Genomic DNA, 23,834 nt, shown 5'->3' with positions numbered 1-23,834 from the left:
CACCGGACGGGGCGCCGCCGGCCGGTACGGTCACGCCCGCGCGTCGGGCCCGTTCGGGGCGCCGGGGACGGCGGGTACGGAGGCGGCGACGGTGTAGTCGCCGTGGATGTCGCAGGCCCACCACTGGGCGAGGGCGCGCATGCTCTCGCGCAGCTCGGCCGAGGGCTGCCAGTGGAGTTCGGCCCCGATCAGGTCGGTCGCCATGGTCCAGCGGTCGACCGTCGGGTCCTGGACCCACTCCCAGGGCGTACGGCGCGAGACGTCGGCCAGGAACCCGGCGAGCTCCTGCTCGTCGAAGGCCGCCGAAGCCACGTTGAACACCGGCCGGGCGGGCGGCGCCGCCAGCACGGCGCGCAGCGCGTCCGCGAGGTCGCGGTGGTCCAGCACCTGGTGGCGGCCCAGCGGGTTCAGGGCCAGCGGTCGCCGGGTCCAGGCCAGGTTCACCCACCGCACCAGCGGGCTGTCCTGCGGCGCGTACCGGCCGACCGGGTCGGCGAGGCGCAGGAGCTGCACGGCGACGCCGTGTTCCGCGCCCCAGGCCAGGACGGCCTGCTCCTCCCGCCACCAGGCCAGGGCCACCGGATCGGCCGGGGCGGCGGCCGGGAGTTCCTCGGTGACGGTCCGTTCGCGGATGCCCCGGTAGACGGCGGAGGACCCGGCGTAGACCACCCGCTCCACCCCGGCCTTGGCGGCGGCGGCGAGCACGTCGGCCAGCAGGCCGTCGTCCTCGGGGCGGCCCAGGTGCACCACGTACCGGACGCCGTCGAGGTCCCCGGCGGACGGGCGCCCGGCCGGCTGCACCGCGTCGTGGCCCGCGCCCCGGCCGGTGCCGTGTCCTGCGCCCTCGCCGGTGCCGTGTCCTGCGTCGGCGAGCAGCCGGGCCAGCTGCCGGGCGAAGGCGGGGTCGCCACCGGTGACGGCCACCCGGGCGAGCGGGGCCGGGCGGGGCGTGCGGGCGGCCGGGTCGGCTCCGGCGCGGCGGCCTGCGGCGAGCGCGGTCAGCGCGAGGTCGCGCACCGCCGGGGCCGCCGCGAGCAGTTCGGCGGCGGTGAACTCCTCGCACAGACCGCCCGATCCGAGCGTCTCCATGACCGCGGCGGCGATCCCCGGGTCCGGCTCCGGCAGGTCCGCGGTGACGGCGCCGAGGGCGAACGCGGTCAGCCACACGGCCCGGCCGGCGCCGTCCGGCAGACCTGCCGCGGCGTCCGGGCCGGCGGCCGCGAGGGCGGCCAGGCAGGCGTCCAGCAGGCCGGTGCGGGCGAGCTGCCGCTCGGTCTCCAGGTACTCCCACTCGGTGCCCCGCAGGACGGCGCAGCGGGCCTCGCCGTACTGGTAGAAGGGCACCACCGGGAAGCGCGGGCACGGCCCGTCGGCTTCCGCCGGACCGGCCGCGCCGGTGAACAGGGTCGCCTGCCGGAAGCCGTGGTAGGTGTTGCCGGCGAGGCTGGGCAGGTCGTCGTGCTGCACCGTACTGGGGGTGCAGAAGCGCACCGGCATGCCGATCGCGTTCAGGTAGCGCTGCACCACCACGTCGTAGGGCCAGCCGCCGCCGTGCTCCCGCTGGTACGCCTCGTAGCCGCGGGCGGCCTCGGCGGGCAGCATCAGCGCCTGGCAGGGCACGTGCTCCTGGAGGGTGTACGCCCAGGGCGCGCCGGCGAGCGCGGCGAGCCGGGCGACGGCACCGTTGCGGGCCTCCCAGCCCGCGTAGAGGGCGATCGCCTCGCCGGGGGCCGCCGCGGCGGCGCGCTCGGCGTGCTCGTAGAAGCCCTCGGCGAGCACCACGTCGTCCTGCAGCACCAGGTGGTGGGTGGCGTCGGGCGCCACGCAGGACCAGGAGAGCGGCGCCACCCGGAGCGCGGTCGGACGGCCGTCCGGCTCGGGGTCCATGATCACGAGGACGCGGCCCCGGGGGTCGGCGTCGGCGAGCCGCCGCGCCTCCTCCGCACGCTTGGGGTGGCTCATCACCGCGCCGCTCAGCCGTACCCGGGCCGAGTCGCCACGGGCGTCCGTGCGGCTGTCCTTACTGCTGTCCGTACTGGCATCCATCGAAGTACCTCGCTGTGGGGGGGTGGGGGTCCGTCGGGGTCGGATCAGCGGGTGGCGCCGGCGGTCCCGCCGTTTCCGGCGCTCCCGTCCACGCTGTCGGTGCCGTCCGCGCCGGCGTTGCGGACCTTGCGCTCGTTGTCGTTCAGGCCGTGGTCCGACCCCTGCTCGCGCTCCAGCCGGATCATCGCCGCGGGGCGGTAGTTGAGGATGTACGCCCGCCGCACGCGGTCGCTGGTGTTGCCGCGGGAGTAGTGCAGGGTGGTGCCGGAGTGCGCGATGCCCTGACCGGCCGTCACCGGCACCGCGGTGGCCCCGGGCTCGTCCTCCGAGCAGTCGCACTCGATGTTCTTGCCGTCGCTGGTGGGGCGGTGCGGGCGCAGCGGCCGGGTGTGCGAGCCCTTCACGTACCACATGCAGCCGTTGTCCGGCCCGGTGTCGTCGAGGGCCACCCAGAGCGAGACGGCCCGGGTGTCCGGCAGGTCGATCCAGTACGCGGCGTCCTGGTGCCAGGGGGTGGGCACCGCGGTGTGCGGGGCCTTGTGGATCAGCATGTCGAAGTCGAGCATCGCGTCGTCGCCGATCAGCTCGCGGGCGAGGGCGAGTCCGCGTTCGTGCAGCGGCAGGTCGAGGATCGGCGGGTGGAGCGCGGAGGGCCACATGATCTGGGTGATGTTCTCGACGCCGGCCTCGGCGCCCTCGGCCCGCGGCGCGTGCGAGCCGAGGTCGGAGCGCTTGTCGCCGCTCTCGATCTCACCGCTGAGGAAGCGGTCGTAGATCGCCCGGTACGCGTCGACGTCGTCGGCGGAGAGCAGGGTTCCGGCGAAGACGAATCCGTCCTCCCGGAATACGCCGACCAGGTCGGGGTTCGCGCTGACGGTCATGACTTGATCCTTTCCCGTGTACGGTCCGGGGCCGGTGGAATTCGCCGCGTCCGATCGGCGCGGGCACGGCGGAACGCCGTGGATTCGTTCCGTCGCTTCATTCCGCGGTCGCGATTCGCGATTCCTGGTGCGCGGCCCGATGGCGGATCGGGTGTTCGCCGTTCCGGCGTTTCCCGACCCCGGTCATCAAATAGCCGGTAATTCGGCGCGTCAACGTCCGTCGTTCCGTCCACCCGCCCCCCGGTCCGCCGACCGGGGGGCGGGGACCCCGGGCCCCGGGCCGGTCAGCCCGCCTCGGCGATCCGCATCCGCTCACGGTCCTCGGTGGCCCGGCGCGCGGCGGCGTCGAGCACCTCCAGCACCCAGGCGGAGAGATCGCGGTTGGCCCGGTCGGCGGCGTCCTCCCAGAGGCCGTGGCGGGCCTGGGTGACAGCGAGCCGGAGTTCGACCGCGATGGGGCGAGCGCCCGCGCCGGGCGTGGTGGCGGTGCGGATCCGGCGGCGGAGTTCATTGCGGGACCAACGGCCCTGCTGCGCCCGGTCGAGCCAGTTGTCCTGCACCTCGGGATCCAGCGAGGCGACCTCGGCGTGGTGCTGCATGCTCAGCACCGGCCTGCGGCGGCCCGGCGGGAATTTCCGGGCGACCCAGGCGTAGTTCCGCAGCGTCTGGTAATCCAGCGCGGTTTCGTCAATGGCCCGTCGGTAGCGTTCGGGATATCGGTCCTGGCCGTAGACCAGCCAGTCGCCGAGCCACCAGGTCGCGGAATCCGCCGCGGTTCCGAGATCCTGCCCGATGCGCATCCACGCGTCGATCGGGAGCCTGGCCGGGAGGGCGAGCGAGGTCTGGTCCCTGGAGAGTTCCGACCCTCTCCCGGTACGCCTTCCCAGAATCCTCACGTCGTCCGGCCGATCCGCCCTTCGCATGCTGTCCTCCCCGTTGTTCAGCAACAGTCGATCATTTTGGGGAACGAACCGCACCGCTTCAAGGTCTAGACCAGCCTTCGGAATCCCCCGCCGCACCCCCACCGCGCCCCGGGCACTTCCCCCACCGCCCGCCGTCCGGCCGGCCGCACCGCGCGCCGCACCCCCTCGCACGGCCCGCCGTCCCACTCGCCGTCCCGCCCGCCGTCCCGCCGGCGAGACATGGCCGCGTCAGAAACCGCAGACCAGACCCGGTTCGGCCGCCCCGGAACCGGAAACCCGGCCCCCCGCCGCCCGCTCCCCCGGACCACGGATCTGGCGACCCACCCACCCCCGTGGCCACAATCGCACCGCTCCGGCCCCCACCGGGGAGGCCAGGACACCACACACCACCGAAGGAGCCGACGTGACCACCCGGGAGAGCGTTTCGGAGCACGGCCTGACCGTCCGCGCCCAGCACCGGCACAACCCGTACGACCACCTCTTCGACGACGCGGGCTTCGCCGGACTGCTGATCGACCTCGGACTGCGGCGGGCAGCCAGCATCTGGCGCAACCACACCGCCGCCGCCGGCACCGCCCCCCGCGACCCGTACCCCCGGGCGAGCATGGGCTTCGTCCTCCTCGACCCGACGGCCGGCCCCTGGGTCCCCGACCCCGAGTCGGTGATGGCGGTGATCACCGTCGGCGAGGACGCCCACCGCTTCCTCCCCAAGGCGGCGGCCAAGGCCGCGGGCCACCGCCGGCTCGGCCGCAACTACGGCGAGGCGGTCCTGACCGACCCCCACCTGTGCGGCGGCGGCGCCTTCCGCTACGGCCACTCCGCCGAGATCCGCGGACAGATCGTCGGCGCCAGCTCCCAGTCCACCGACCAGGACCTCTTCGAGGCCGCCCGCCTCGCCACCGACCTCGTCGACGCCCTCGCCGAGGCCCAACTCTCCTGGGAGGACCGCACCGGCCCGAGCGACTGGTACTCCCCCACCGACACCCCCCACCCCCGCTACCGGGACATGGTCGCCTTCGCCCTCCCCCCGGCGGACCCCTCCACGATCACCTCCGCCCAGATGATCTGACATATCGTCAGCACCATCGCGATCTTCCCCCTCAGGGGAGCCAGCGGGCGGCCTGCTCCCTGGTCACTCGCGCGGCATCGACGTACCAGAGCCTGTTCGGCTTGTCCCAGCCGGCTTTGAGGAGCCTCTTCGCGTCGTCCTTCTCGCCGTACGGGACATTGAGATAGAGCCGCCCGTCGACGACGTCCCCCGGGCGTATGCCCGCCGCACCGGTAGCGGCGCGCGGGGACGGAGCAACCCTCACGCCGCTCGCCGCGTCCCCCGCCGCCCGCGGGTTCCACGCGGGCCGCTCCTTGCGGGCCCGGTCGATGACCCGGGCGACCCGTTCGCAGGACGCGGGGTCGGTGAAGCGCATCATCAGGTCGGTCGGTCCACTGCTCGCGAGCAGGTTGAGCGAGCCGTGCCAGAGCACGGAGTCGTCGAGGATGAGCACCTTCTCGTGCATGCGGTCACGGAAGCCCACCTGACAGCCGGCCGCCCTGAGGATGTCGATCTGCTTCCGGTGACGGGCCGCCCCGGCCTCCTCCCGCTGCTCCTCCGGCGACCGGGTGTGGACGACGACCCTCACTCCGTCGGCCGCACGGGCGCCCAGCAGCGCCGACCAGTGGCGCACCGGCGTCGGATCGAGGAAGGCGCAGTGGACCTCGATGCTGGTCCGGGCGCGGGCGATGTCCCACTCCACGGCCTTCTGCACCTCGTCGGCGGGGAAGAAGGCAGGCCGTGCCAGCTCCTCGTCCGACAGGACCGACAGCTGAGCCGCGTCACGGGTCGGGATCAACTGGTCGGCCGAGATCACCTGGGCACGGCTCTCCAGATGGTCGAGCATGGCCCGGGCCTCGCTGTGCGGGCTGAGGTGCTTGCGCAGGTGCTCGACGTCGGCCACCACGATCAGGTGGTCCTGGGCCCGGCTGAGCGCGACGTTCAGCAGGCGGCAGGTCTGGGAGGAGAGACCGGTTCCGGCGTAGAAGATGCCGGGGTCCTTTCCGGCGCCGACCGCGGTGTCGAAGACGACGATCGGGCGCTGACTGCCCTGGAACCGGTGGATGGTGTCCACCAGACCCTCGTAGTCCTCCCCGAACCGGTACTTCAGGCTCCCCTTGAGTGCCCTGACCTGTGCCCGGTAGGGCGCGATGACCGCCAGCCGGTCCGTCGCGCGCTCCCCCGGTGCGGTCTCCGCGCTCCCCCACTTGCGGCCGGGGAGCACTCCCTCGTACTGGAGGCCGCGGACGAGTTCGTGGACGACGGCCTCGTTCACGGTGTTCGCGCGGTAGTCGGGGCCCGGGATCCGCTGCTTGGAAGTGTCGACGAGGATCACGGGGGCATCCACCAGCGGGTTGGCCGGGATGCGGCTGCCGTCGGCGCGCCCTGTCGCGAGCGGCGCGTCCGGGTACGCCACGACGTTGACCACCCGACAGATCGCCTCACGCATGCGGTACTGGGTGTCCAGTGCCACCAGGCGCGGGTCCTGGCGCACGGAGCCGTTCCCGCTCACCAGGCCGGCCGCGTGGAAGGCGTCGCGCGCGGTCCAGTCCCGGGCGTGCGCACGCTCCTCCTCGGTGGCCCTCCGGTCGCCGTCCCCCTTGGTGACGGCGGGCAGCTGCCGGAAGTCGCCTGCCACGACGAGCCGCTTCCCCGCCAGACCGGCCGCCAGCCAGGCCGAGGGCAGGTCCACCATGCCCGCCTCGTCCACCACCACGACGTCCACCCGGTCGAGCAGCTTGCGCGACTGCACCGCCTTGGCGACCGTGGCCCCCATGACCCGGCACCGGGACCGGACGGTCTGCTTGATGCGGGAAAGCTGCCGGTCGAGGTCCTGGATGCGCTCCTGAAGAGTGCCGGCCTCGCGGACGAGCGTCGTGTACGCGGGAAGGCCGACGAGCCGGGGCCGCAGGCCCGCGAGGGTCCCGCTCGTCGCGCCGATCCGGGCCGCGAGCTCCTCCGCCTGCTTCCGGGCGGCCGCTCCGACGTACTGGGACGTGGAGGCGGCCTCGGTCGCCCGCGTCAGGTCCGCCCTCAGCGCGGTGAGCCGCTGCTCCCTCCGCGCGGCGAAGAGACCTCTCGGGTCCCCCACCTCACTGACGGCCAGCCGCAGCCGGGCCGCCTCGGCCTCGGCCCGCAGTGCGTCGCGTTCCGCGGTCCCGGCGGATCCGGCCGCCTCCTGGCGGGCGCTCCGGTCCCTGTCGAGACGCTGCTCCAGCTCCCGGACCTCGTCGTACAGCGCAACGCCCGCCCGGAGGTGCCGCAGCGCCTCCCGCGCCTCCCGCGCCGCTCCGTCCAGCTGCGCCGAGACCCGGCCGGCGACCCGGGCCGGGTCGACGAAGTCCCCGTACCGCTCGCGGAGCGACGGCAGTTCGATCTCCCCGGCCCGCTGGACGAGGCCCTCGGCGAAGCCCTGCTCGGCCTCCAGCAGGTCGCATATCCGCTCCAGCGCCTGATCGACGGCGACCTTGGTCGGTGCCAGGAAGAGAACGGTGTGCCCCTGCCGGACGTTGCCCTCCACGATGTGGCCGACGACATCGGTCTTCCCCGTCCCCGGCGGCCCCCAGAGGAACAGCACCTCGCTCGCCAGGGCCTGGGCGACCGCGGTCCGCTGACGCGGGTTGAGCTTCAGCCCGTGCCAGCCGGCGACCCACCTCTCGGGGTCCGCCGCCAGCGCCACCGTCGGCGCGCCCTGCCCGACGACCCAACCGGCGCTCTCGACCCGGATGCCGCCGTCCTCCGCACCCGCGGCTTCCAGCCGCTCGGCGAGTACCAGCAGCCCCGCCGAATCGTCCTTCCGCACCTGCACGTTGCGCGCCCCGGGCGGCAGCCCCTCGCTCACCACCAGCCGGACCCTCCCGTCCGGCATCGGGGAGGCCTCGGCGGGGATCCAGGCGCCACGTGCCTGGGCGGGACGCACGAGGACGGGGCCGCCGTCGAAGGACCCCGGCCACCTGTCGCACCCGAAGAGGTACTCGTAACGACCCTCCGAGGCGGACACCGGCCGCCCGTCCGAGAGCGCCGCCTTCTCCGCGTCCTTCGCCTCGTCGCGGCGTTCCGCCCGGATCTCCGCCTGCACGGCGGCCAGGAGTTCGGGAACCGGATAGGGCTGCTCGGCCTGCGTCATGAATCTGCACTCCCCCGAAACGTCTGCACAGTGCTTCGTCCACTGTACGGACTGCAGGCGACAGCGCCGCCGAGTTCGGCCGGACGCCTCCGGGGGGCCGCGGCCGCCGTACGTCTCCGACCAGCACCGGCTCCGACCAGCACCGTGGCGAGGACGGACGTGCACGGGACCGGTCCCCCGAGCCCCGAGGATCCGCCCGGGACCGGCGGCTCCGGACTCCTTGCCCGGACCGGCGGGGGCGGCAGGGCGGCAGGTCAGCTCGACCTCGGCGAGTCCGCCGACGGAGAGCGGGCCGCGGTTGTCAGGCTCCGGTCGTCAGGCCGCAGTTGTCAGGCTCTGGTCGTCAGGCCGCGGTTCTCAGGCTGCGGTCGTCAGGCTGCGAACCGGTCCCGGGCAGCGGGGTTGCCCACTGCAGGCTCACCACCGCACGCGTCGGACCGGCGCGGCGGCCCCCGGTACCGGTACCGCGGGCCGCCGTGCCCGGCCGAACGGGCCACCGCGCCCCGGCCGAAGGAGCCGTCGCAACGATCGTCCGGCCGAACACCCGCTCGGAACGGTCCGCGACGGCGGCGCCGGCCGCCTCAGTGCGCGCAGGCCCACCAGGCGTCGGTGGTGGCGCCCTCCGCGAGGGTGCGCAGCTTGGCGACCGCGGCGGCCGGGTCCTCGGCGCCGTAGACGGCGGAGCCGGCGACGAAGACGTCCGCGCCAGCCTCGGCGCAGCGCTCGACGGTGCTCGCCGACACGCCGCCGTCGACCTGGAGCCACAGCTCGAGGCCGTGCTTGGCGATGAGCTCCCTGGTCCGGCGGATCTTCGGCAGCATGATGTCGAGGAACGACTGGCCGCCGAAGCCGGGCTCGACGGTCATGATCAGCAGCATGTCGAGTTCCGGCAGCAGGTCCTCGTAGGGCTCGATCGGCGTGGCCGGCTTGAGCGCCATCGACGCCCGGGCGCCCTTGGCGCGGATCTCGCGGGCGAGGCGGACGGGGGCGGCGGCGGCCTCGGCGTGGAAGGTGACCGAGCCGGCGCCCGCCTCGACGTACTGGGGCGCCCAGCGGTCCGGGTCCTCGATCATGAGGTGGCAGTCGAGCGGGATGTCGGTGGCCCGGGCGAGCGATTCGACGATCGGGACGCCGAGGGTCAGGTTCGGCACGAAGTGGTTGTCCATCACGTCGACGTGCAGCCAGTCCGAGCCGCGCACCGCCTCGGCCTCCTGGGCGAGGCGGGCGAAGTCCGCGGACAGGATGCTGGGGTTGATCTGCGCCATGGGGCCTGTTACCTCTTCTTGCCTGCGTGCCGAGGGTGTTCGGAGCCCCGGGGGTCCGGGGCCCGGCGGTCGGGGCCCGGACCCTGGGGTCCGGACCACCGGGTCCGGGGCGCGCGCGGGGCGCGCCCGTGCCCATCATCCCCCGCGCCGTCGGAGGCGTGTCACCGGTGAGACCTCCCCGTGACCGTCATCACACCGGGGGCGGGGTTATCGTGACCGCCACCGTGGTCATCAGGCCTGTACGACACCGCACCCCTCCCCCTCGCGCTCCCCGCGCTCCCTCGAGGAAGGTCCTCCGTTGGCCGATCTGGTCCACCCCGCCCGCGCCCTGTGGTGGCTGTTCGAACCCGTGCACGCCGTCACCTACTTCACCCCCGAGGGCCTCGCCGCCTTCGAGGAGGCCGGTCTGCGCGGCGTCGCCCGCAGCTACTTCGGCGGCCGGGCCGCCCCGCTCGGCGCGGTGGACGCCCCGCCGGTGATCGCCGCGTTCTTCAACTTCGCGCCCGCCCCGATCGAGCGCGCCCTCCCGGCGATCTGGAAGCTGGCCGCCCCGGAGGCCGCGCTCGCCGCCCGGATCAGCGGCGCCTCGGCGGCCCTGGAGCGGCTGCTGGAGCACGTCGACCCGGCGCGGATCGAGCTGGCGGCGGACCTGCTGGCGGACGCGGTCACCCGGTTGGACTGCGCCGGACGGGTGCTGGCCGCCGCCAACGCCGCCCTCCCCGTGCCGTCCGACCCGCACGGGCGGCTCTGGCAGGCCGCCACGGTGATGCGCGAGCACCGGGGCGACGGCCACGTCGCCGCCCTGGTCGCCGCCGGCCTGGACGGCTGCGAGGCGCTGGTGGTGCGCTGCGCCCTGGACGTGCGGCGCGAGGCGCTGCAGCCGTTCCGCGGCTGGACGGACGCCGAGTGGGACGCGGCGGCGGCCCGGCTGGTCGAGCGCGGCTGGATCACCGAGCGCGGCACCATCACCGAGTGCGGCCGGATCCGGCACCAGGCGCTGGAGGCCGCCACCGACCTCGCCGCGGCCCGGGTCTGGGAGCACCACCCGCGGGCCGAGCTCGACCGGCTCGCGGCGGCGCTCAAGCCGATCTCGGCCCTCTGTCGCGCCGCACTGCCCCCGATCAACCCGATCGGCCTCCCGGCGGCCACCACCGCCTGAGCCGTCTCCCGACGGCACGCCGCCCCCGCGGAGGGAGTCCGCGGGGGCGGCCGCCGTTCGCTCCTCACTCCGACGTGTCCGCCGGGGTCGCGTCGGGCCCCTTCCCCTCCGGGTCCGAGCGGAAGGCCAGCCGCTGCCTGGCGCCGCGCCCCCGGCTCTCCACCGGCAGCACGCCGCTCGCGCCCGCGAGCCCGAACGGCGGCATGTCGAAGTACACGGACTCGTAGCCGCCCTCCGGCACGATGTACGCCTCGTGCCAGAGGCCGACGTGTCCGCGCATGCTGCCCTTCTTGAGCTTGTTGTTGGCGATCTTCCAGACCCGGTGGTGGAAGGCGTCCGGCGCGGTCGCGTACGCGTAGAGCTTCTCCTCGGACTCCCAGTACTGGACCGCGTAGTAGGTGCGCGGCGAGGCGGTCAGCAGGACCTTCCCGCGCAGGCCGCGTTCCGGTTGCCGGCCCAGCTCGTGCAGCATCCGGAACATCGCCAGCAGCATCGGGAACCACTGGTGGACGGCCCAGAACCGGTTGATCCGCATCCCGATCAGCAGGACGACGGTCTCCCCGGTGGCGGCCGCGGTGGTGAAGCCCGGAGTCGGTTTCGCGAACACGTCTGCCCCCAGCCCTGTCGGCTCTTCCGACCCTCCCGCCCCTTGGGCTACTCGCGGGTAGAGGTCGATGTAATCGGCGATTACATCAGCGTGCACCGACCCGGTCAACCCTCCGCGCACACGAAGTTCCCTCCTGTCAGCGGGGGTTGGCGATTCCCCGGCCGAGGGTGTCGAGCACCTGCGCGGCCACCTCCTCCGCCTTCTCCGCCGGCAGGTACCCGTCCAGGACCATCTGCGCCAGCCCGTACACCAGCGCCTGCCCCGCGAAGCCCACCAGCTCCGGATCACCGGGCCGCAACAGGCCGGCCTCCTGGTCGGCGACGATCACCTCGGTGTACGCGCGGTCGATCCCCGACAGCCGCTCCCGCAGCTCCGGCTGCGGGGCCGGCGCGAACACCCGGGACCGCACCAGCGCGAACCGGTGCGGGTGCCGGACGGCGTACCGGACGAAGCCCAGCCCCAGCGCCCGCAGCACCGCCCGCTGGTCCCCCGCCCCGTCGGCGGCTCCGTCCCCGGCCCCCGTCGCCGCTGCGATCCCGGCCCGTTGCCAGCTCTCGAAGTCCGCCAGCACCCGGTCCGCCACCGCCGTCAGCAGCGCCCGCCGGTCCGCGAAGTGCCGGAACGGCGCCCCCGCCGACACCCCCGCCCGCCGTGCCACCTCCCGCATGGTGACGCTCTCCTGGCCCGCCTCGTCCAGCAGCTCGAACGCCACCGCGACCAACGCCTCGGGCAGCGCCCCGTGGTGGTAACTACCGCGCTCCGCGGGCCTCTCCGTCATGCGGGCAGTGCTATCACAGCTGTCGCGCCATCGGCAGCGCGGGCGGTGCCGGAACCGCGGGCACCCTCGGCAGCGCGGGCAGCGCCAGCAGGTGCCGCAGCACCTCGACCGGGACCGCCGGATTGGACGCCGCGCCCTCGGCCGTCCGCACGTCCGTGATCAGCCCGGCGAGCACGGACTCCGGCAGCCGCCGGGCCCGCAGTGCCCACAGCGCCCTCAGGCGGACGACCCAGTCCTCGTCGTCGACCAGCCGCACCACCGAGTCCACCGACAACCGGGGATCGTCCAGCGCCCGCAGCCGGACCCCGTGGTCCTCGTCGCGCCCGAACCGCTCCACCAGCTCCACCGGCGCCGCCGGGTCGTCGAGCGCGAGCTGCCGGAGCACCGGATTCGGGTCCGCCGCGAACCGCATCGCGCCCGCCCGCGGGAAGTTCGGGTGCTCGCGGAACCTCGCCGCCGAGCGGCCGCGCCAGTCCACCCACATCTCCAGCAACAGCCCGGACGGCGCCTGGGCGCAGTGCTCCGCGAGCAACAGGCGGACGGCGAAGTCCTCGTCGCCGGCGAGCACTTCGACGACATCCGCCGGCAGGTCGCGGACCCGCGCCACACTGCGCCGCACCAGCACGTGGGCGGACGCGGCACAACGCCGCATCTCCGCCGCGTCCCCCTGCCGCTCCAGCACCCACGGGAGCGCACCGCAGTGGTCGCGCGGATCGATGTCGACGGGGATCCGGGCGCGCTCCTCCTCGGTCAACTCCGGCCGCAGCGAGACCTCGAGGCGGACGTCCGGGTCCTCGTCCCGGGCCAACTGCGCGACCAGGGCGGGACCGAGCCCGGGATTCCGGGCGAGCGACCGTCGGACCCGGGCGTCTCCGTGCGCCAACTCCCCGGCCAGCTCCGGGGCCAGTGCGCACCGCTCGACCACGCGTTGCCGGTCCGCGGCCTCGAACTCCGCCGTCAGCGCCACGAACTCGTCCGCCGACAGCGGATCCTCGGCGTACCGGACGAGCGTCGCGGCCGCCCGGACACCGGAGTGCGGGTCGGCCAGCAGGGCGGCCCGTGCCGCCTCGCCGAGGTGCGGCCACGCCCGCACGACCACGAGCGCCCGGACGCTGCCCAGCGGGTCGTCGAGCAGCTGGAGCAGCTGTCGCACCGAAAGGCCCTCACGACAGGCGAGTTCATCCCGTACGAGGGGACTCGCTCCGACCAGGAGTACGTCCAGCTCCGCTTCCTCCAGTCCCAGGTCCGGCCCACAGAGGCTCAGGACGATCCACCGCACCCGAGGACTCTCGTCTCGTAGCAGCCGACGCCGCTGGGCGTCGGTCAGCCCGGGCCGCTCCGCCGCCAGCGCCCGCACCGCGGCCACCGGGTGGGCGATCCACGCGTCCACCACCGCCTCCGGGAGCACCAGGTACGTCAGCTCGCGCAGCAACGGGTCGGTGGGCCCGCACTCCTCGATCAGCCGCACACCCAGCTCCGGTGGCATCGCCGGGTTCAGCAGCGCCCCCTTCCGCCACGCGTCCCGCAACTCCGTCGTGGTGTCGGCCAGTTCGAGAACCGGTGCCCAGTCCGCCGTCTCGTCCCCGGTCATCGGCCGTCCACCGGCCCCCGGGCCGGGGCTCCCCACCAGGTGGCCAGTGCGTCCTCCAGCCCGCCCTGGTCGTCGCCGACCCAGGCCACATGGCCGTCCGGACGCAGCAGCAGCGCCGGCGCGCCCGTCGCGGCGGGAGCGCTTTCGGTGTCGCCGGCGACGTCGAGGACGTGGTCCACGCGGTCCTCCCACCCGTCGACCGACAACCGGCCACCAGTGCGGTCCAGGAGCAGCCCGCGGCCCTCGTGCATCAACCCGTAGAGGCGGCGGCCGCCCGACAGGGGCAGGTCGCGCAGGCGCCGGCCGAGCAGCTCGTGACCGCCGCCCGGAGCGTCGCCGCCGTCCGGAGCACCGGCACCCATGTCGTAGCGGATGTCGACCGCCGTGATCATGCCGGTGATGTAGCGGTTGACGTCCTCGAACTCCATCAGCCTGGTGAGCAGTTCGCGCAGCGCGGTCGGCCCCGAATCGGCGCCGAGCAGGGTCATCTGGGCGCGGGTGTTGCTCAGCACCCGGGCAGCGACCGGGTGCCGCTCGGCGTGGTAGCTGTCCAGCAGCCCCTCCGGCGCCCAGCCGGCGACCTCGGCGGCGAGCTTCCAACCCAGGTTGAACGCGTCCTGCACACCGAGGTTGAGCCCCTGCCCGCCGGTCGGCGGGTGGATGTGCGCGGCGTCGCCCGCCAGCAGCACCCGGCCGACGCGGTAGTGCTCGGCCTGCCGGGTGGCGTCGCCGAAGCGGGAGAGCCAGTGCGGCGAGTGGGCGCCGAAGTCGGTACCCGCGACGGCCCGCAGCCGCGCCTTGAAGTCCTCCAGCGTCGGCGGCGTCGACCGGTCCTCCGCGACGCCGTCCGCGGGCACGATCACCCGGGCGACCCCGGCCCGGCCGTCCACGTCGGGCGCCACACCGAACCGCAGCTCGGTCCGGCGCACCCGCTCCACCACCTCGGCGACCTTGGCCGGGTCCTCGGTCAGCTCCAGGTCGCCGATCAGCGTCTCGACCTTGGCGGGCTCGCCCGGGAAGCCCACCCCGATCGCCTTGCGCACCGTGCTGCGCCCGCCGTCGCACCCGACCAGGTAGTGCGAACGCAGCCGGGTACCGTCCGCCAGCTCGACGTCCACGCCGTCGGCGTCCTGGTCCAGCCCGGTCACCTCCTGGCCGCGCCGGATCTCGGCCCCGAGCTCGCGCGCCCGTTCCTCCAGCAGCCGCTCGGTGACCGCCTGCGGCGTCGCCAGCCCGTACGGGTGGGCGGTGTCCAGGCTGTCCGGCCAGGGCGCCATCACACCGCCGAACAGTCCGCCCACCCGGAACTTCTCGCTCACCGCGAGGAAGCGCTCCAGCAGCCCCCGCTGGTCCATGATCTCCACGCTGCGCGCGTGCAGACCGCGCCCGCGCGACTCCCCGGTCCGCTCCGTCAGCCGCTCCAGCACCACGACGTCGACCCCGTGCAGCCGCAGCTCGCACGCCAGCATCAGCCCGGTCGGCCCGCCGCCGACCACGATCACGTCCACCGTCGAACGCACGTCCATGTCCACGTCCACGCCCACGTCCATCACCGCTTGCCCCGTCCCGCCGTGTCCTGCCATCCACCAAGGGAGACAAAGAAGACCAAATCCCATGAATCAGCCGTTTTCATCGTCGCCCGGTTCAGGTCGGTCATTCTGCGCCACCCCCACCCCCTTGCGGCAAGGCCCCCCACCCGCTATAAGTTAAGAGTGGCAACGAGTGGGGTTTTCCTCGTTGCCTTTGTTCTTGCCCCGGCCCCTCCCCCACCGGCGACGGCAGGGGAGGGGCCGGCGGACAACTCCCCTACCAGGCGTAGTCCTCCGGAGCCGGCTTCCGCCCCGGGAAGAGAACGTCCAGGCGCGCGAGCAGGTCGTCGTCGAGCTTGATGTCCAGCGCGTGCACCGCCGCGTCGAGGTGATCGAGGGTACGCGGGCCGACGATCGGGGCGGTCACGACGGGACGCGAGAGCAGCCACGCGAGGGCGAGGTCGGCGGGGTGCTCGCCGAGTTCGTCGGCGAGGTCCTCGTACGCCTGGATGCGGTCCCGGTTGGCCGCCAGGATCTCGCCCGCGTGCGGGAGGCCGCCCCGGACCCGGGTGCCCTCCCGCTCCTTGCGCAGCACGCCGCCCAGCACGCCGCTGCGCAGCGGGGACCACGGCAGCAGGCCGAGCCCGTAGTGCTCGACGGCGGGGATCACCTCCAGTTCGATCGTCCGGTCCAGCAGGTTGTAGAGGGACTGCTCGCTGACCAGGCCGAGGAAGTGCCGCGCCCTGGCGGCCTCCTGGGCCTGGGCGAGGTGCCAGCCGGCGAAGTTGCTGGAGCCGACGTAGATGATCTTGCCCTGGGCGACCAGGACCTCCATCGCCTGCCAGATCTCCTCCCAGGGCGTGTCCCGGTCGATGTGGTGCATCTGGTAGAGGTCGATGTGGTCGGTGCCCAGCCGGCGCAGGCTGGCCTCGACGGAGCGGCGGATCGCGAGGGCGGAGAGCCGCCCCTCGTTCGGCCAGTCGCCCATCGGCGCGTACGCCTTGGTGGCGAGCACGGTCCGCTCGCGGCGGCCGTCGCCCTTGGCGAGCCAGCGGCCGATGATCTCCTCGGTGCGACCCTTGTGGTTGCCCTCGGAGTCGCGGCCGTAACTGTTCGAGGTGTCGAAGAAGTTGATGCCCCGTTCGTGGGCGCTGTCCATGATCAGGTGGGCATCCGACTCCTCGGTGTGCGGGCCGAAGTTCATGGTGCCCAGGCAGAGTCGGGAAACGGTGAGGCCGGTGCGGCCGAGGTGGGTGAACTCCATGCGCCCCACCCTCCGCCGCACCGGCCGTACTGTCCAGCACATTTGGCCCCGGCGCCCGGTGCCCTACCGGCGGCGGCTGCCCGGGACGAACATCCAGAGCAGCCAGGCACCCGTGCCCAGCAGGAGCATGTTGACGGCGATCTGCCACGGCAGCTCGCCGAACGCCGTCAGCCAGCCGCCGTACTTGACCTCCAGCAGGGTGCAGGTGAGGTACCAGAGGCCGAAGTCCGCGACGACGGCCGCGACCCACACCAGCGCCGGGTGCCGGCGCGGCCGGGGCAGGGCGTTGGTCAGTGCCAGGACGCCGGTGATGGCCAATGCCAGCGACGCGAACCTGTCCGGCAGTTGGTCGAGGTAGTTCCACGGCAGGACCGAGCCGACCAGCCAGATCAGCGCCAGACAGCCGATGAAGCGCACCAGCACCGCCACCGCCGGACTCGGCCCGGACCGTTCCGGTACCGGTGCTGCCTGTACGGCCGGTGCCGCTGGGGCCGGTGCGGATCCCGCCGCCGGCGCCGCCGTGGGAATCCCCCACCCCGCCGCCACCGGATCCTGCCAGCCCCCCTGCGGGAACCCGCCCGTCGGCCGGGGCGTCGCCAGCGGCCCGGGCCCGACCTGCGGCGGGATCCGCACCGGCCCCAGCGGCACACCCCCGGACATCACCGGCGGCGGCCCGAACGCCCCTCCCGGTGCCCCTCCCGCTGCCCCTCCCCCAGCCACACCCCCTGCCCGCGCCACCGCCTCCAGTGCGGCCAACGCCTGCTCCGCCGTCGGCCGCGCCGCTGGGTCCTTGGCCAACAGCGCGCCCAACAACGGCGCCAACGCCCCCGCCCGCACCGCCGGCCGCGGCTCCTTCGTCACCACCGCCACGCACAGCGCCCCGAAGGTCTCCCCGCTGAACGGCGCCTCGCCCTCCACCGCCGAGTACAGCGTCGCGCCCAACGCCCACAGGTCGTTCGCGGGCGCGGCGGGCCGGCCCTCCAACTGCTCCGGCGCCATGTACGCGGGCGTGCCGATCACCGCCCCGGTCCTGGTCAGCGCCGTGGTCGCGTCCGCCATGTGCGCGATCCCGAAGTCCGTCAGGATCACCCGGTCGCCCATCAGCAGCACATTGTCCGGCTTGAGGTCCCGGTGCACGATGCCCGCCGCGTGCGCCTGCTGGAGCGCCTTCACCATCGCCGCACCCAACTCCGCCACCCGCGCCACCGGCAACGCACCGCCCCGCGCGACGGCCGCCGCCAGCGACGCCCCCGTGACGAACTCCATCACGATCACCGGAGCACCCTCGTACTCGACCACGTCGTGCACGGTGATGATCCCGGGATGGTTCAACCGCGCCGCGGCCCGCGCCTCCCGCAGCACCCGCTGCACGAGCTGCTCCCGCTCCGCCTCCGTGACGCCCTGCGGCAGCAGCACCTCCTTCACGGCGACGTCCCGGCCCAACGTGGTGTCCCACCCCCGCCAGACCCGCCCCATGCCACCCTGGCCGATCAGCTCCACGAGCTGGTACCGGCCCCCGATCAGTGCCCCGCTCACCGCTGCCACGCGCAAACCCTAGCGCTCCCCCCACCCCCCGCTGACGGCGGATCAACAAATCGTTTCCCCCGGCCCCCGGCCTCCGCCTACCGTTGGCGCGCCAACAATCCTGCACCTCGGAGACGGAACCACCCCATGGACCACGCTCACCCCGACCACCACGGCTGGGCCGACGAGGGCTACGGCGCGGTCGCCGACGCCTTCGCCCGCAACTACGCCGACTTCCCGGAGCTCGGCTCGGCCGTCACCGTCCACGTCGGCGGCCGCAAGGTGGTCGAACTGTGGGGCGGCGTCGCCGACGAACGCACCGGCCGGCCCTGGCAGTCGGACACCCTGGTCCCGGTCTTCTCCTGCGCCAAGGCCCTGGTCTCCCTCTCCGCCCACCTGCTCGCCCAGCAGGGCCGCCTCGACCTGGACGCGCCGATCGCCACCTACTGGCCCGAGTTCGCGCGCCACGGCAAGGAGGCGATCACCACCCGCATGGTGCTCTCCCACCGCGCCGGCATCCCCGTCCTCGACGCCTCCCCGACCTTCGAGGAGATCGCCGCCTGGACCCCCGTCGTCCGCGCCATCGAGGACCAGAAGCCCCTCTGGGAGCCCGGCACCGCCCACGAGTACCACGGCCACGTCTTCGGTTTCGCGATCGGCGAGGTGATCCGCCGCATCACCGGCCTCACCCCGGGCGCATGGTTCCGCGCCACCCTCGCCGAACCCCTCGGCCTGGACGCCCACCTGGGCCTCCCCGTCACCGAACTCCCCCGCCTGGCCCGCCTCGCCGAGGCCGAGGGCCGCCGCCCGATGCCCGGCCCCGAGCACCTGCTCACCCGCATCGTCACCATGAACGGCACCCTGGTCTTCCCCGGCCTCGACGAACCGCACGGCTGGAACGACCCCGCCCTGCACACGATCGAACTCCCCGGCGCGGGCGCCGTCGCCACCGCCACCGGCCTCTCCGCCACCCTCGCCGCCGCCGTCACCGGCCTCGACGGCACCCCGCCACTCCTCACCCCCGCCACCGTCGCCGACGCCACCCGCGAACTCACCTCCGGCCCCGGCCACCTGGGCTTCGACATGGGCGCCCGCTGGGGCTCCGGCTTCCTCCTCCCCTCCCCCGCCTTCCGCCCCATGCTCACCCCCACCAGCTTCGGCAACGACGGCGCCGGCGGCCAGTTCACCTTCGCCGACCCCACCGCCTCCCTCACCTTCGCCTACACCACCAACCGCATGATCGGCCACGCCGACCCCCGCGCCGACAACCTCGTGGCGGCCCTGCCCCGCCCTTGACGGCCGAACGGACAGCCGAAGGCCCCCGCCGCAGGACTGCGACGGGGGCCGGAGGGTGACCTGACGTACCGCGGGTCAGGTCGCGGGATTGAGGTACCAGCGCTGGTTCGCGCCGGCGTGGCAGTCCCAGATGCCGAGGCGGGTACCGTTCTCGGTCACCCAGTCCGGCAGTTCGAGACAACGGCCCGAGTTCGGGTTGTAGAGGCTGTTGTCGGCACGGCGCAGCCACTTCTGGCCGCCCTTGAGGTTGTCGCAGTCGGCCAGGACGACCGGCGCACCGTTCCTGGTGGCCTCGTCCTGCACGGTCACGCACTTGCCCTGGATGATGAGGGCGTGGTTGTCGGTGTTGAACTTGAACTGCTGGTTGGGACCGTTCCAGCAGTTCCAGATGCCGATGTCCATGCCGCCACCGATGTTGTCAAGGCACTTGCCGCTGTCGAGGGCGCTGCGCACGGAGATCGTGGTGGCGCTGATGGCGAGGTTGCTGACCTGGGGGTCGGTGAGGGCGTAGGGGTAGGCCCGGACGTCGCCGATGGCGCCGCGGAAGTGGTCCTCGGCCGGGTAGTAGACCGTGGTGGCCGCGCCGATGGCGAGTGTTCCGCCACTGAACCAGGGGTGGGGGTTCCTGGCGGAACCGACGGCCCGGCCGTTGACGTAGAGCGTCATGGTGGCGGTGTCTGCGTTGTAGCTGCCCACCAGATGGGTCCATTGGCCGACCTGCGGGCGGGCCTGCTCCGTACCACCGGCGAGGTAGTAGGTGGTGGTGAACCGCCAGTCCTCGTGCGGGGCGACGAAGGCCCAGGTACCGACCGAGGCCGAGTACTGGAGGTAGAACGGGCTGCGGTCGTTCCCGTTCAGCGCGAGCACCGTTCCGTAGCCCTCGGCGGTGTCGAGCTTGACCCAGGCGGCGATGCTGTAGCTGCGACGGGTGTCGATGCCGGGCGCCTGGGAGCTGCGGTAGTAGTTGGCGCCGCCGAACGTGGCGGCGCTGTCAGCGACGCCGTTGCGGTCGGCCGTGAACCCGACATGGCCGATCCCGACCAGCGCGTTGGTCGCGTTGCTGTCGACCACGGGCACGGTGGCGTCGGCGTGGAGCGTGTTCTGGCGGTCCAGGGTGTACCAGTCCGGGGTAACCCGGATGTTGGCGACCGTCTGCGGGCCCGCGTCCCAGTCCATGCCGGGGTTGGCGGCGTCGCCCGAGCGGTGGCCCCACCAGATCTGGATGTCGCCGGTGTCGGCGTTGCGGCCCCACAGGCCGGGGGCCCCGTTGCCGAGCAGGTCTCCGTCGGAGCCGAGCACGGGCCAGGTGGCGACGGGCACACTGCCGATGAAGGCCGGACCGGAGATCCCGGTCACGGTCGGGACGACCAGCGGGTTCCCGTTCTCGTCCATGATCGGGTCCCCGAAGTCGGGGTCGACGACGTCGAGGTTGCCGGTGGTGAGGGTGTAGGCGGTCAGCTGGCCCGACCACTGATCCACGTCCGCCGGGCGCATGTTGCGTGCCCAGATGCCGGGGTGCCCCTGGCCGGCCCAGTCGCCCGGGGTGATGAGTTCCATGTCCTTCCAGCCGCCGGAGGCGAGGCGGACGGGCTGGCCGAGCGCATTGGTGCTCGTGGCCGGGAAGAACCACAGTTCGCCGTCACTGCCGTCGACGTTCGACTCCACCGTGACCAGGCCGGTCTTGTTCTTGAACTCCAGCTTGATGTCGAGATCGGTGTGGGCCGGGTCCCCGAGCGCCGCCACACGCAGAGTGCGCGACCAGTCCGCCGAGTAGCCGTTGCAGTAGGCGGAGTCGTTGGGCGGCGTCACACAGGCCGGTCGCGCCAGCGCGACCTTGCTGTTGTACCGGCCGGTGGAACGACTGTTGCCGGGGTTGCCATAGACGTAGAGGTCAGGGTCGTCCTTGACATGCACGAACAGGTCATCGACATGCTTGCCACCGGTGAGCGCGCCGCGGTGGCTGAATTGAACCGCGTTTCCGGACCAGGTGCTGCTGTCCGGAGTATCCGCCGGTACCGCCGCGAGCGCGGCGGTCGGGCTCTTGGCCACCGTGTTGCCCGGGATGCTGTAGGTGCGGAGATTGCCGGCCTGGTCGGCGGTGAGGATGTCGGCCGCGCCGTCACCGGTCACGTCACCGAACACCGGCTGCGGGCCGTCCGGGTTCCAGGGCACGTAGAAGGCGTACTGGGTGACGGGCGAGACATTGCCCGCGTTGTCCTCGACCTGGATGTAGGCGATGTTGGTTCCCCAGGCTGTGGGGAAGACGGGCAGCCCGCCCGAGGGCAGCGAGTCTCCGCACTGCCAGGAGGCTCCCTCGAACTGCGGGTCGAAGCTCCAGCGCGCGCAGACGACGCCGGAGGTCTGGCCGCCCGAAGGGTTCGGGTCGACGGGGGTGTAGGGGATGTTGCCCCATTCGCCGGAACGCAGCCTGCTGCCCTGTCCGTTGCCCGACGGGGGAAACTGGGTCGCCAGCGCCTCGTCGGACAGCTGGTCGTAGAGCGACGGGACCTGCACGGTCGGCGGGGTCTGGTCGACGCCGAAGTGGCAGGCGGGCGTGGATCCCGACATGCCGACCAACTGGTCGCTGGCCATGATGCTGTAGCCGTAGACGTGACCGTCCTGGATCACGCCGTTGGGCACCCGGTACGCCGCGTTGCTGCCGTTGCCCACGGGGCCGGTGTAGTCCGAGGCGACGTCAGGAACACCGGGAAGGGTGTAGTCCCAGATGTGGCTCCATGAGTACAGGGTCTGCTGGACGGGGCTGCTGACGGTCGCGTTGAGCGTGACGCCGTTCAGGTCGGCTCCGGCTCCCAGCCAGCCCCAACCGCTTCCGTCACAGCCCGGCACGCTCCGGTCCGGCGAGACGGTCCGCGGAACGGGGTAGGTGTAGGGATCGGTAGGGGTGTTGGGAGCACGGTCGTACTCGACCACCACGATCGGCCGGTAGTCGAGGCGCTTGAAGGCGAGCTTGTCGTTCTCGTCACCCTCGACGGTGAACGTCATGGCATTGGTCTGCCACGCCCACTGCTGGTAGGCCGACGTCACGTCGAAGCGGAAGTCGATGCCGTTGGTGCAGCCCGGATTCCCGGACCCGGGGACCCAAGCGGGATCCCCGACCCGGCCGCCGAGGTGGGTGGGAGCGTCCTGCCAGGTCGTACTTCTGTCAATTGGCTTGTTGACGACGAAGAGGTTAAGAGGATATGCCTTTTTGCAGTCCCAGTTGGACGACTTGGCCTGCCACATCGTCATAACAGCCTTGTTGATGATCGTGCCGCTGAAGCCGGCAGAGTCGATCTGGAAGAAGGACCGTTCGATTCCCGTTCTCTGGACGTACTCCTGAGCACCGACGCCGGGCCGGTTGTACGGCTCCTGGGGCGTAGCGGTCTTCAGGAAGTTGTTCTGTCCCGGGTAGGCGGACTGGGTCCAGGTCCAGCCGTTGCCGGTGCGGTCGTCGTAGATCCAGCCCGGGTCGATGAACCAGGGCCCCTCCCCGTGGGCGAGCAGGTCCTGGTCGGGGCTCAGGGTGATGCCGCCGCTGCCGGCGGTGGTGGGCATCACCGACACCTTGGCGCTGTTGCCGGGGCCGTCGATGCTACTTGTCGCGGGACCCTCGGGATCACCGCCGGCGGCGCCCGCTTCAGCAGCGGTCGAACCGAGGGCCGCGAAACCGATCTTCGCCAGGACCGGGGCGACCGGGGCCGGGGTGGATGACGCGGACGGGCCCGGGACAGGAGCGGACGACGTCGACGGGGCAGGACTGGACGGCGTGGACGGGGCCTGAGCAGCCGTGCTGCTGTCCCACATCCGGGGAGCGGGGGCGTGCCAACGCACGGTACCGTCCTCAGCGGCGGCCGAGAGACTGTAGTCGACCTCCGCCTTCACCGTCACACCCGCGGTCGTCACGGGGAATGTGACGGCTTTCAGCGCCGGGTTCGCAGCAGCCTCGGCGTTCTTCACCACCAGGACGGTACTCAAGCCGCCGAACTTGGTGGCGGTGGCCTTCAGGTCGATTCCAGGCGCGACCTCGGGGTAGAGCACACCGTCGCCGTCCTCGTCCACATGACCTTGTGTCAGCGCGAACGGCGAGTTGAGCGTGAGCTGCTTCCCGTCCGTACTGGTGAGGGTGGCGAGCGCGCCGGATCCACCGGCCGACAGGTGGACACCGGCGCCCGAAGCCTTCGGACGGAAACCGCCCTTGGGATCGGCCACCAGCGTGGCATCGAGATCCGCCCACGCGCCGTTCTGCTTGACCCGCTGCCGTTCCACATGCTGCGTCTTCTGGAGATGTCCCTCGGGGGTGGCGACCGTCTCGCTGTAGTCGTCGGTGAGCGAGGGCACGGGCACAGCCACGCCCGTGCTCTTGGCCTGGGCGATCGCCTTCTCCGCCTCGGTCGCGGGCGGCCGCATCTTCGCGTGTGCGGCGTCGGCCTCCGCCATCACCTGGGCCAGGCTCTTGGCTCCCGGCTGCGGCGCGGCCATCGCCGCCGGCGCCGGGAGAACGGCGCACAGGGCGAGCCCGAGGCCGAATACGGGCACACGTAGCGCCAGGGTGCCGTCGCGGCGCCGAATAGGGCGTGATCTGGGGGACGTGGGCACGGCGAAGCCTTCCCGAGAGGAGATTCGTGCGGATGCTGCCGACCGGCACTGCGCACAGGACAGACGAAACCTGCTCACGCCCGCGACACTCCGTCAACGCTATTTCCGTGCCCAAGGGCCGGTTTGGCAGTGCTTCGCACCATTCGCACCCGAGGTGATTTGAATCACCGTAGGCGATCTTTGTCGACTCCTCGACATGG

Annotated in this window: 15 protein-coding genes; 3 read left to right on the top strand and 12 right to left on the bottom strand. The window is 72.9% G+C overall.

The annotated features are described in order from the left end of the window. Positions 1-30: 30 nt before the first annotated feature. The 3 genes from BLU95_RS45270 to BLU95_RS31205 form a co-directional block, all read right to left on the bottom strand. Positions 31-2,046 (bottom strand): NAD-dependent epimerase/dehydratase family protein, encoded by a 2,016-nt coding sequence (locus BLU95_RS45270; RefSeq protein WP_286158591.1) that lies wholly within the window; start codon positions 2,044-2,046, stop codon positions 31-33. Between the two features lie 44 nt (positions 2,047-2,090). Continuing rightward, on the bottom strand, positions 2,091-2,927 hold the full coding sequence (locus tag BLU95_RS31210) for a phytanoyl-CoA dioxygenase family protein (RefSeq protein WP_093862913.1): 837 nt from the start codon (positions 2,925-2,927) through the stop codon (positions 2,091-2,093). A 284-nt stretch (positions 2,928-3,211) separates the two neighbouring features. Next, positions 3,212-3,850 (bottom strand): LmbU family transcriptional regulator, encoded by a 639-nt coding sequence (locus tag BLU95_RS31205; protein WP_093865255.1) that lies wholly within the window; start codon positions 3,848-3,850, stop codon positions 3,212-3,214. A 403-nt stretch (positions 3,851-4,253) separates the two neighbouring features. Here BLU95_RS31205 and BLU95_RS31200 point away from each other — a divergent pair, with 403 nt between their 5' ends. Further along, entirely contained in the window at positions 4,254-4,919 is a 666-nt protein-coding gene (locus tag BLU95_RS31200; RefSeq protein WP_093862912.1) for a hypothetical protein, read from the top strand. A 31-nt stretch (positions 4,920-4,950) separates the two neighbouring features. Here the strand turns inward: BLU95_RS31200 and BLU95_RS31195 are convergent, their stop codons facing one another. Next, positions 4,951-8,025 carry an AAA domain-containing protein gene (locus BLU95_RS31195; RefSeq protein ID WP_173862171.1) on the bottom strand — a complete coding sequence of 1,025 codons (3,075 nt, stop codon included), beginning with the start codon at positions 8,023-8,025 and terminating at the stop codon, positions 4,951-4,953. 581 nt (positions 8,026-8,606) lie between these two features. Next, positions 8,607-9,290 (bottom strand): ribulose-phosphate 3-epimerase, encoded by a 684-nt coding sequence (gene rpe, locus BLU95_RS31190; RefSeq protein WP_093862911.1) that lies wholly within the window; start codon positions 9,288-9,290, stop codon positions 8,607-8,609. Between the two features lie 298 nt (positions 9,291-9,588). On the opposite strand from rpe, the gene BLU95_RS31185 reads away from it, so the two are divergent. Next, entirely contained in the window at positions 9,589-10,449 is an 861-nt protein-coding gene (locus BLU95_RS31185; protein WP_093862910.1) for an SCO6745 family protein, read from the top strand. Between the two features lie 64 nt (positions 10,450-10,513). Here the strand turns inward: BLU95_RS31185 and BLU95_RS31180 are convergent, their stop codons facing one another. The 6 genes from BLU95_RS31180 to BLU95_RS31155 form a co-directional block, all read right to left on the bottom strand. After that, positions 10,514-11,056 carry a DUF4188 domain-containing protein gene (locus BLU95_RS31180; protein ID WP_093862909.1) on the bottom strand — a complete coding sequence of 181 codons (543 nt, stop codon included), beginning with the start codon at positions 11,054-11,056 and terminating at the stop codon, positions 10,514-10,516. 136 nt (positions 11,057-11,192) lie between these two features. Continuing rightward, the gene (locus BLU95_RS31175; protein WP_093862908.1) at positions 11,193-11,834 is read right to left on the bottom strand and encodes a TetR/AcrR family transcriptional regulator; all 642 of its coding nucleotides are present in this window, start codon (positions 11,832-11,834) and stop codon (positions 11,193-11,195) included. A gap of 13 nt (positions 11,835-11,847) precedes the next feature. Beyond that, entirely contained in the window at positions 11,848-13,425 is a 1,578-nt protein-coding gene (locus BLU95_RS31170) for an amino acid adenylation domain-containing protein (protein WP_159425054.1), read from the bottom strand. Next, entirely contained in the window at positions 13,422-14,951 is a 1,530-nt protein-coding gene (locus tag BLU95_RS31165) for an FAD-dependent monooxygenase (RefSeq protein ID WP_093865253.1), read from the bottom strand. Before BLU95_RS31165 ends, BLU95_RS31170 begins: the two co-directional genes overlap by 4 nt. 280 nt (positions 14,952-15,231) lie before the next feature. Beyond that, complete coding sequence (locus tag BLU95_RS31160) at positions 15,232-16,218, bottom strand: aldo/keto reductase (RefSeq protein WP_093862906.1); 987 nt, start codon at positions 16,216-16,218, stop codon at positions 15,232-15,234. Between the two features lie 63 nt (positions 16,219-16,281). Next, complete coding sequence (locus BLU95_RS31155) at positions 16,282-17,763, bottom strand: serine/threonine-protein kinase (protein ID WP_159425053.1); 1,482 nt, start codon at positions 17,761-17,763, stop codon at positions 16,282-16,284. A 126-nt stretch (positions 17,764-17,889) separates the two neighbouring features. Here BLU95_RS31155 and BLU95_RS31150 point away from each other — a divergent pair, with 126 nt between their 5' ends. Then, positions 17,890-19,038 carry a serine hydrolase domain-containing protein gene (locus BLU95_RS31150; RefSeq protein ID WP_093862904.1) on the top strand — a complete coding sequence of 383 codons (1,149 nt, stop codon included), beginning with the start codon at positions 17,890-17,892 and terminating at the stop codon, positions 19,036-19,038. A gap of 75 nt (positions 19,039-19,113) precedes the next feature. On the opposite strand, the gene BLU95_RS31145 is transcribed toward BLU95_RS31150, so the two are convergent. Then, positions 19,114-23,574 carry a LamG-like jellyroll fold domain-containing protein gene (locus tag BLU95_RS31145; protein WP_093862903.1) on the bottom strand — a complete coding sequence of 1,487 codons (4,461 nt, stop codon included), beginning with the start codon at positions 23,572-23,574 and terminating at the stop codon, positions 19,114-19,116. Between the last annotated feature and the right edge of the window lie 260 nt (positions 23,575-23,834).

This window comes from Streptomyces sp. TLI_053, assembly GCF_900105395.1.
In the GTDB taxonomy this organism is placed as follows: Bacteria; Actinomycetota; Actinomycetes; order Streptomycetales; family Streptomycetaceae; genus Kitasatospora.
This window is presented reverse-complemented; position numbering and strand designations above follow the sequence as displayed.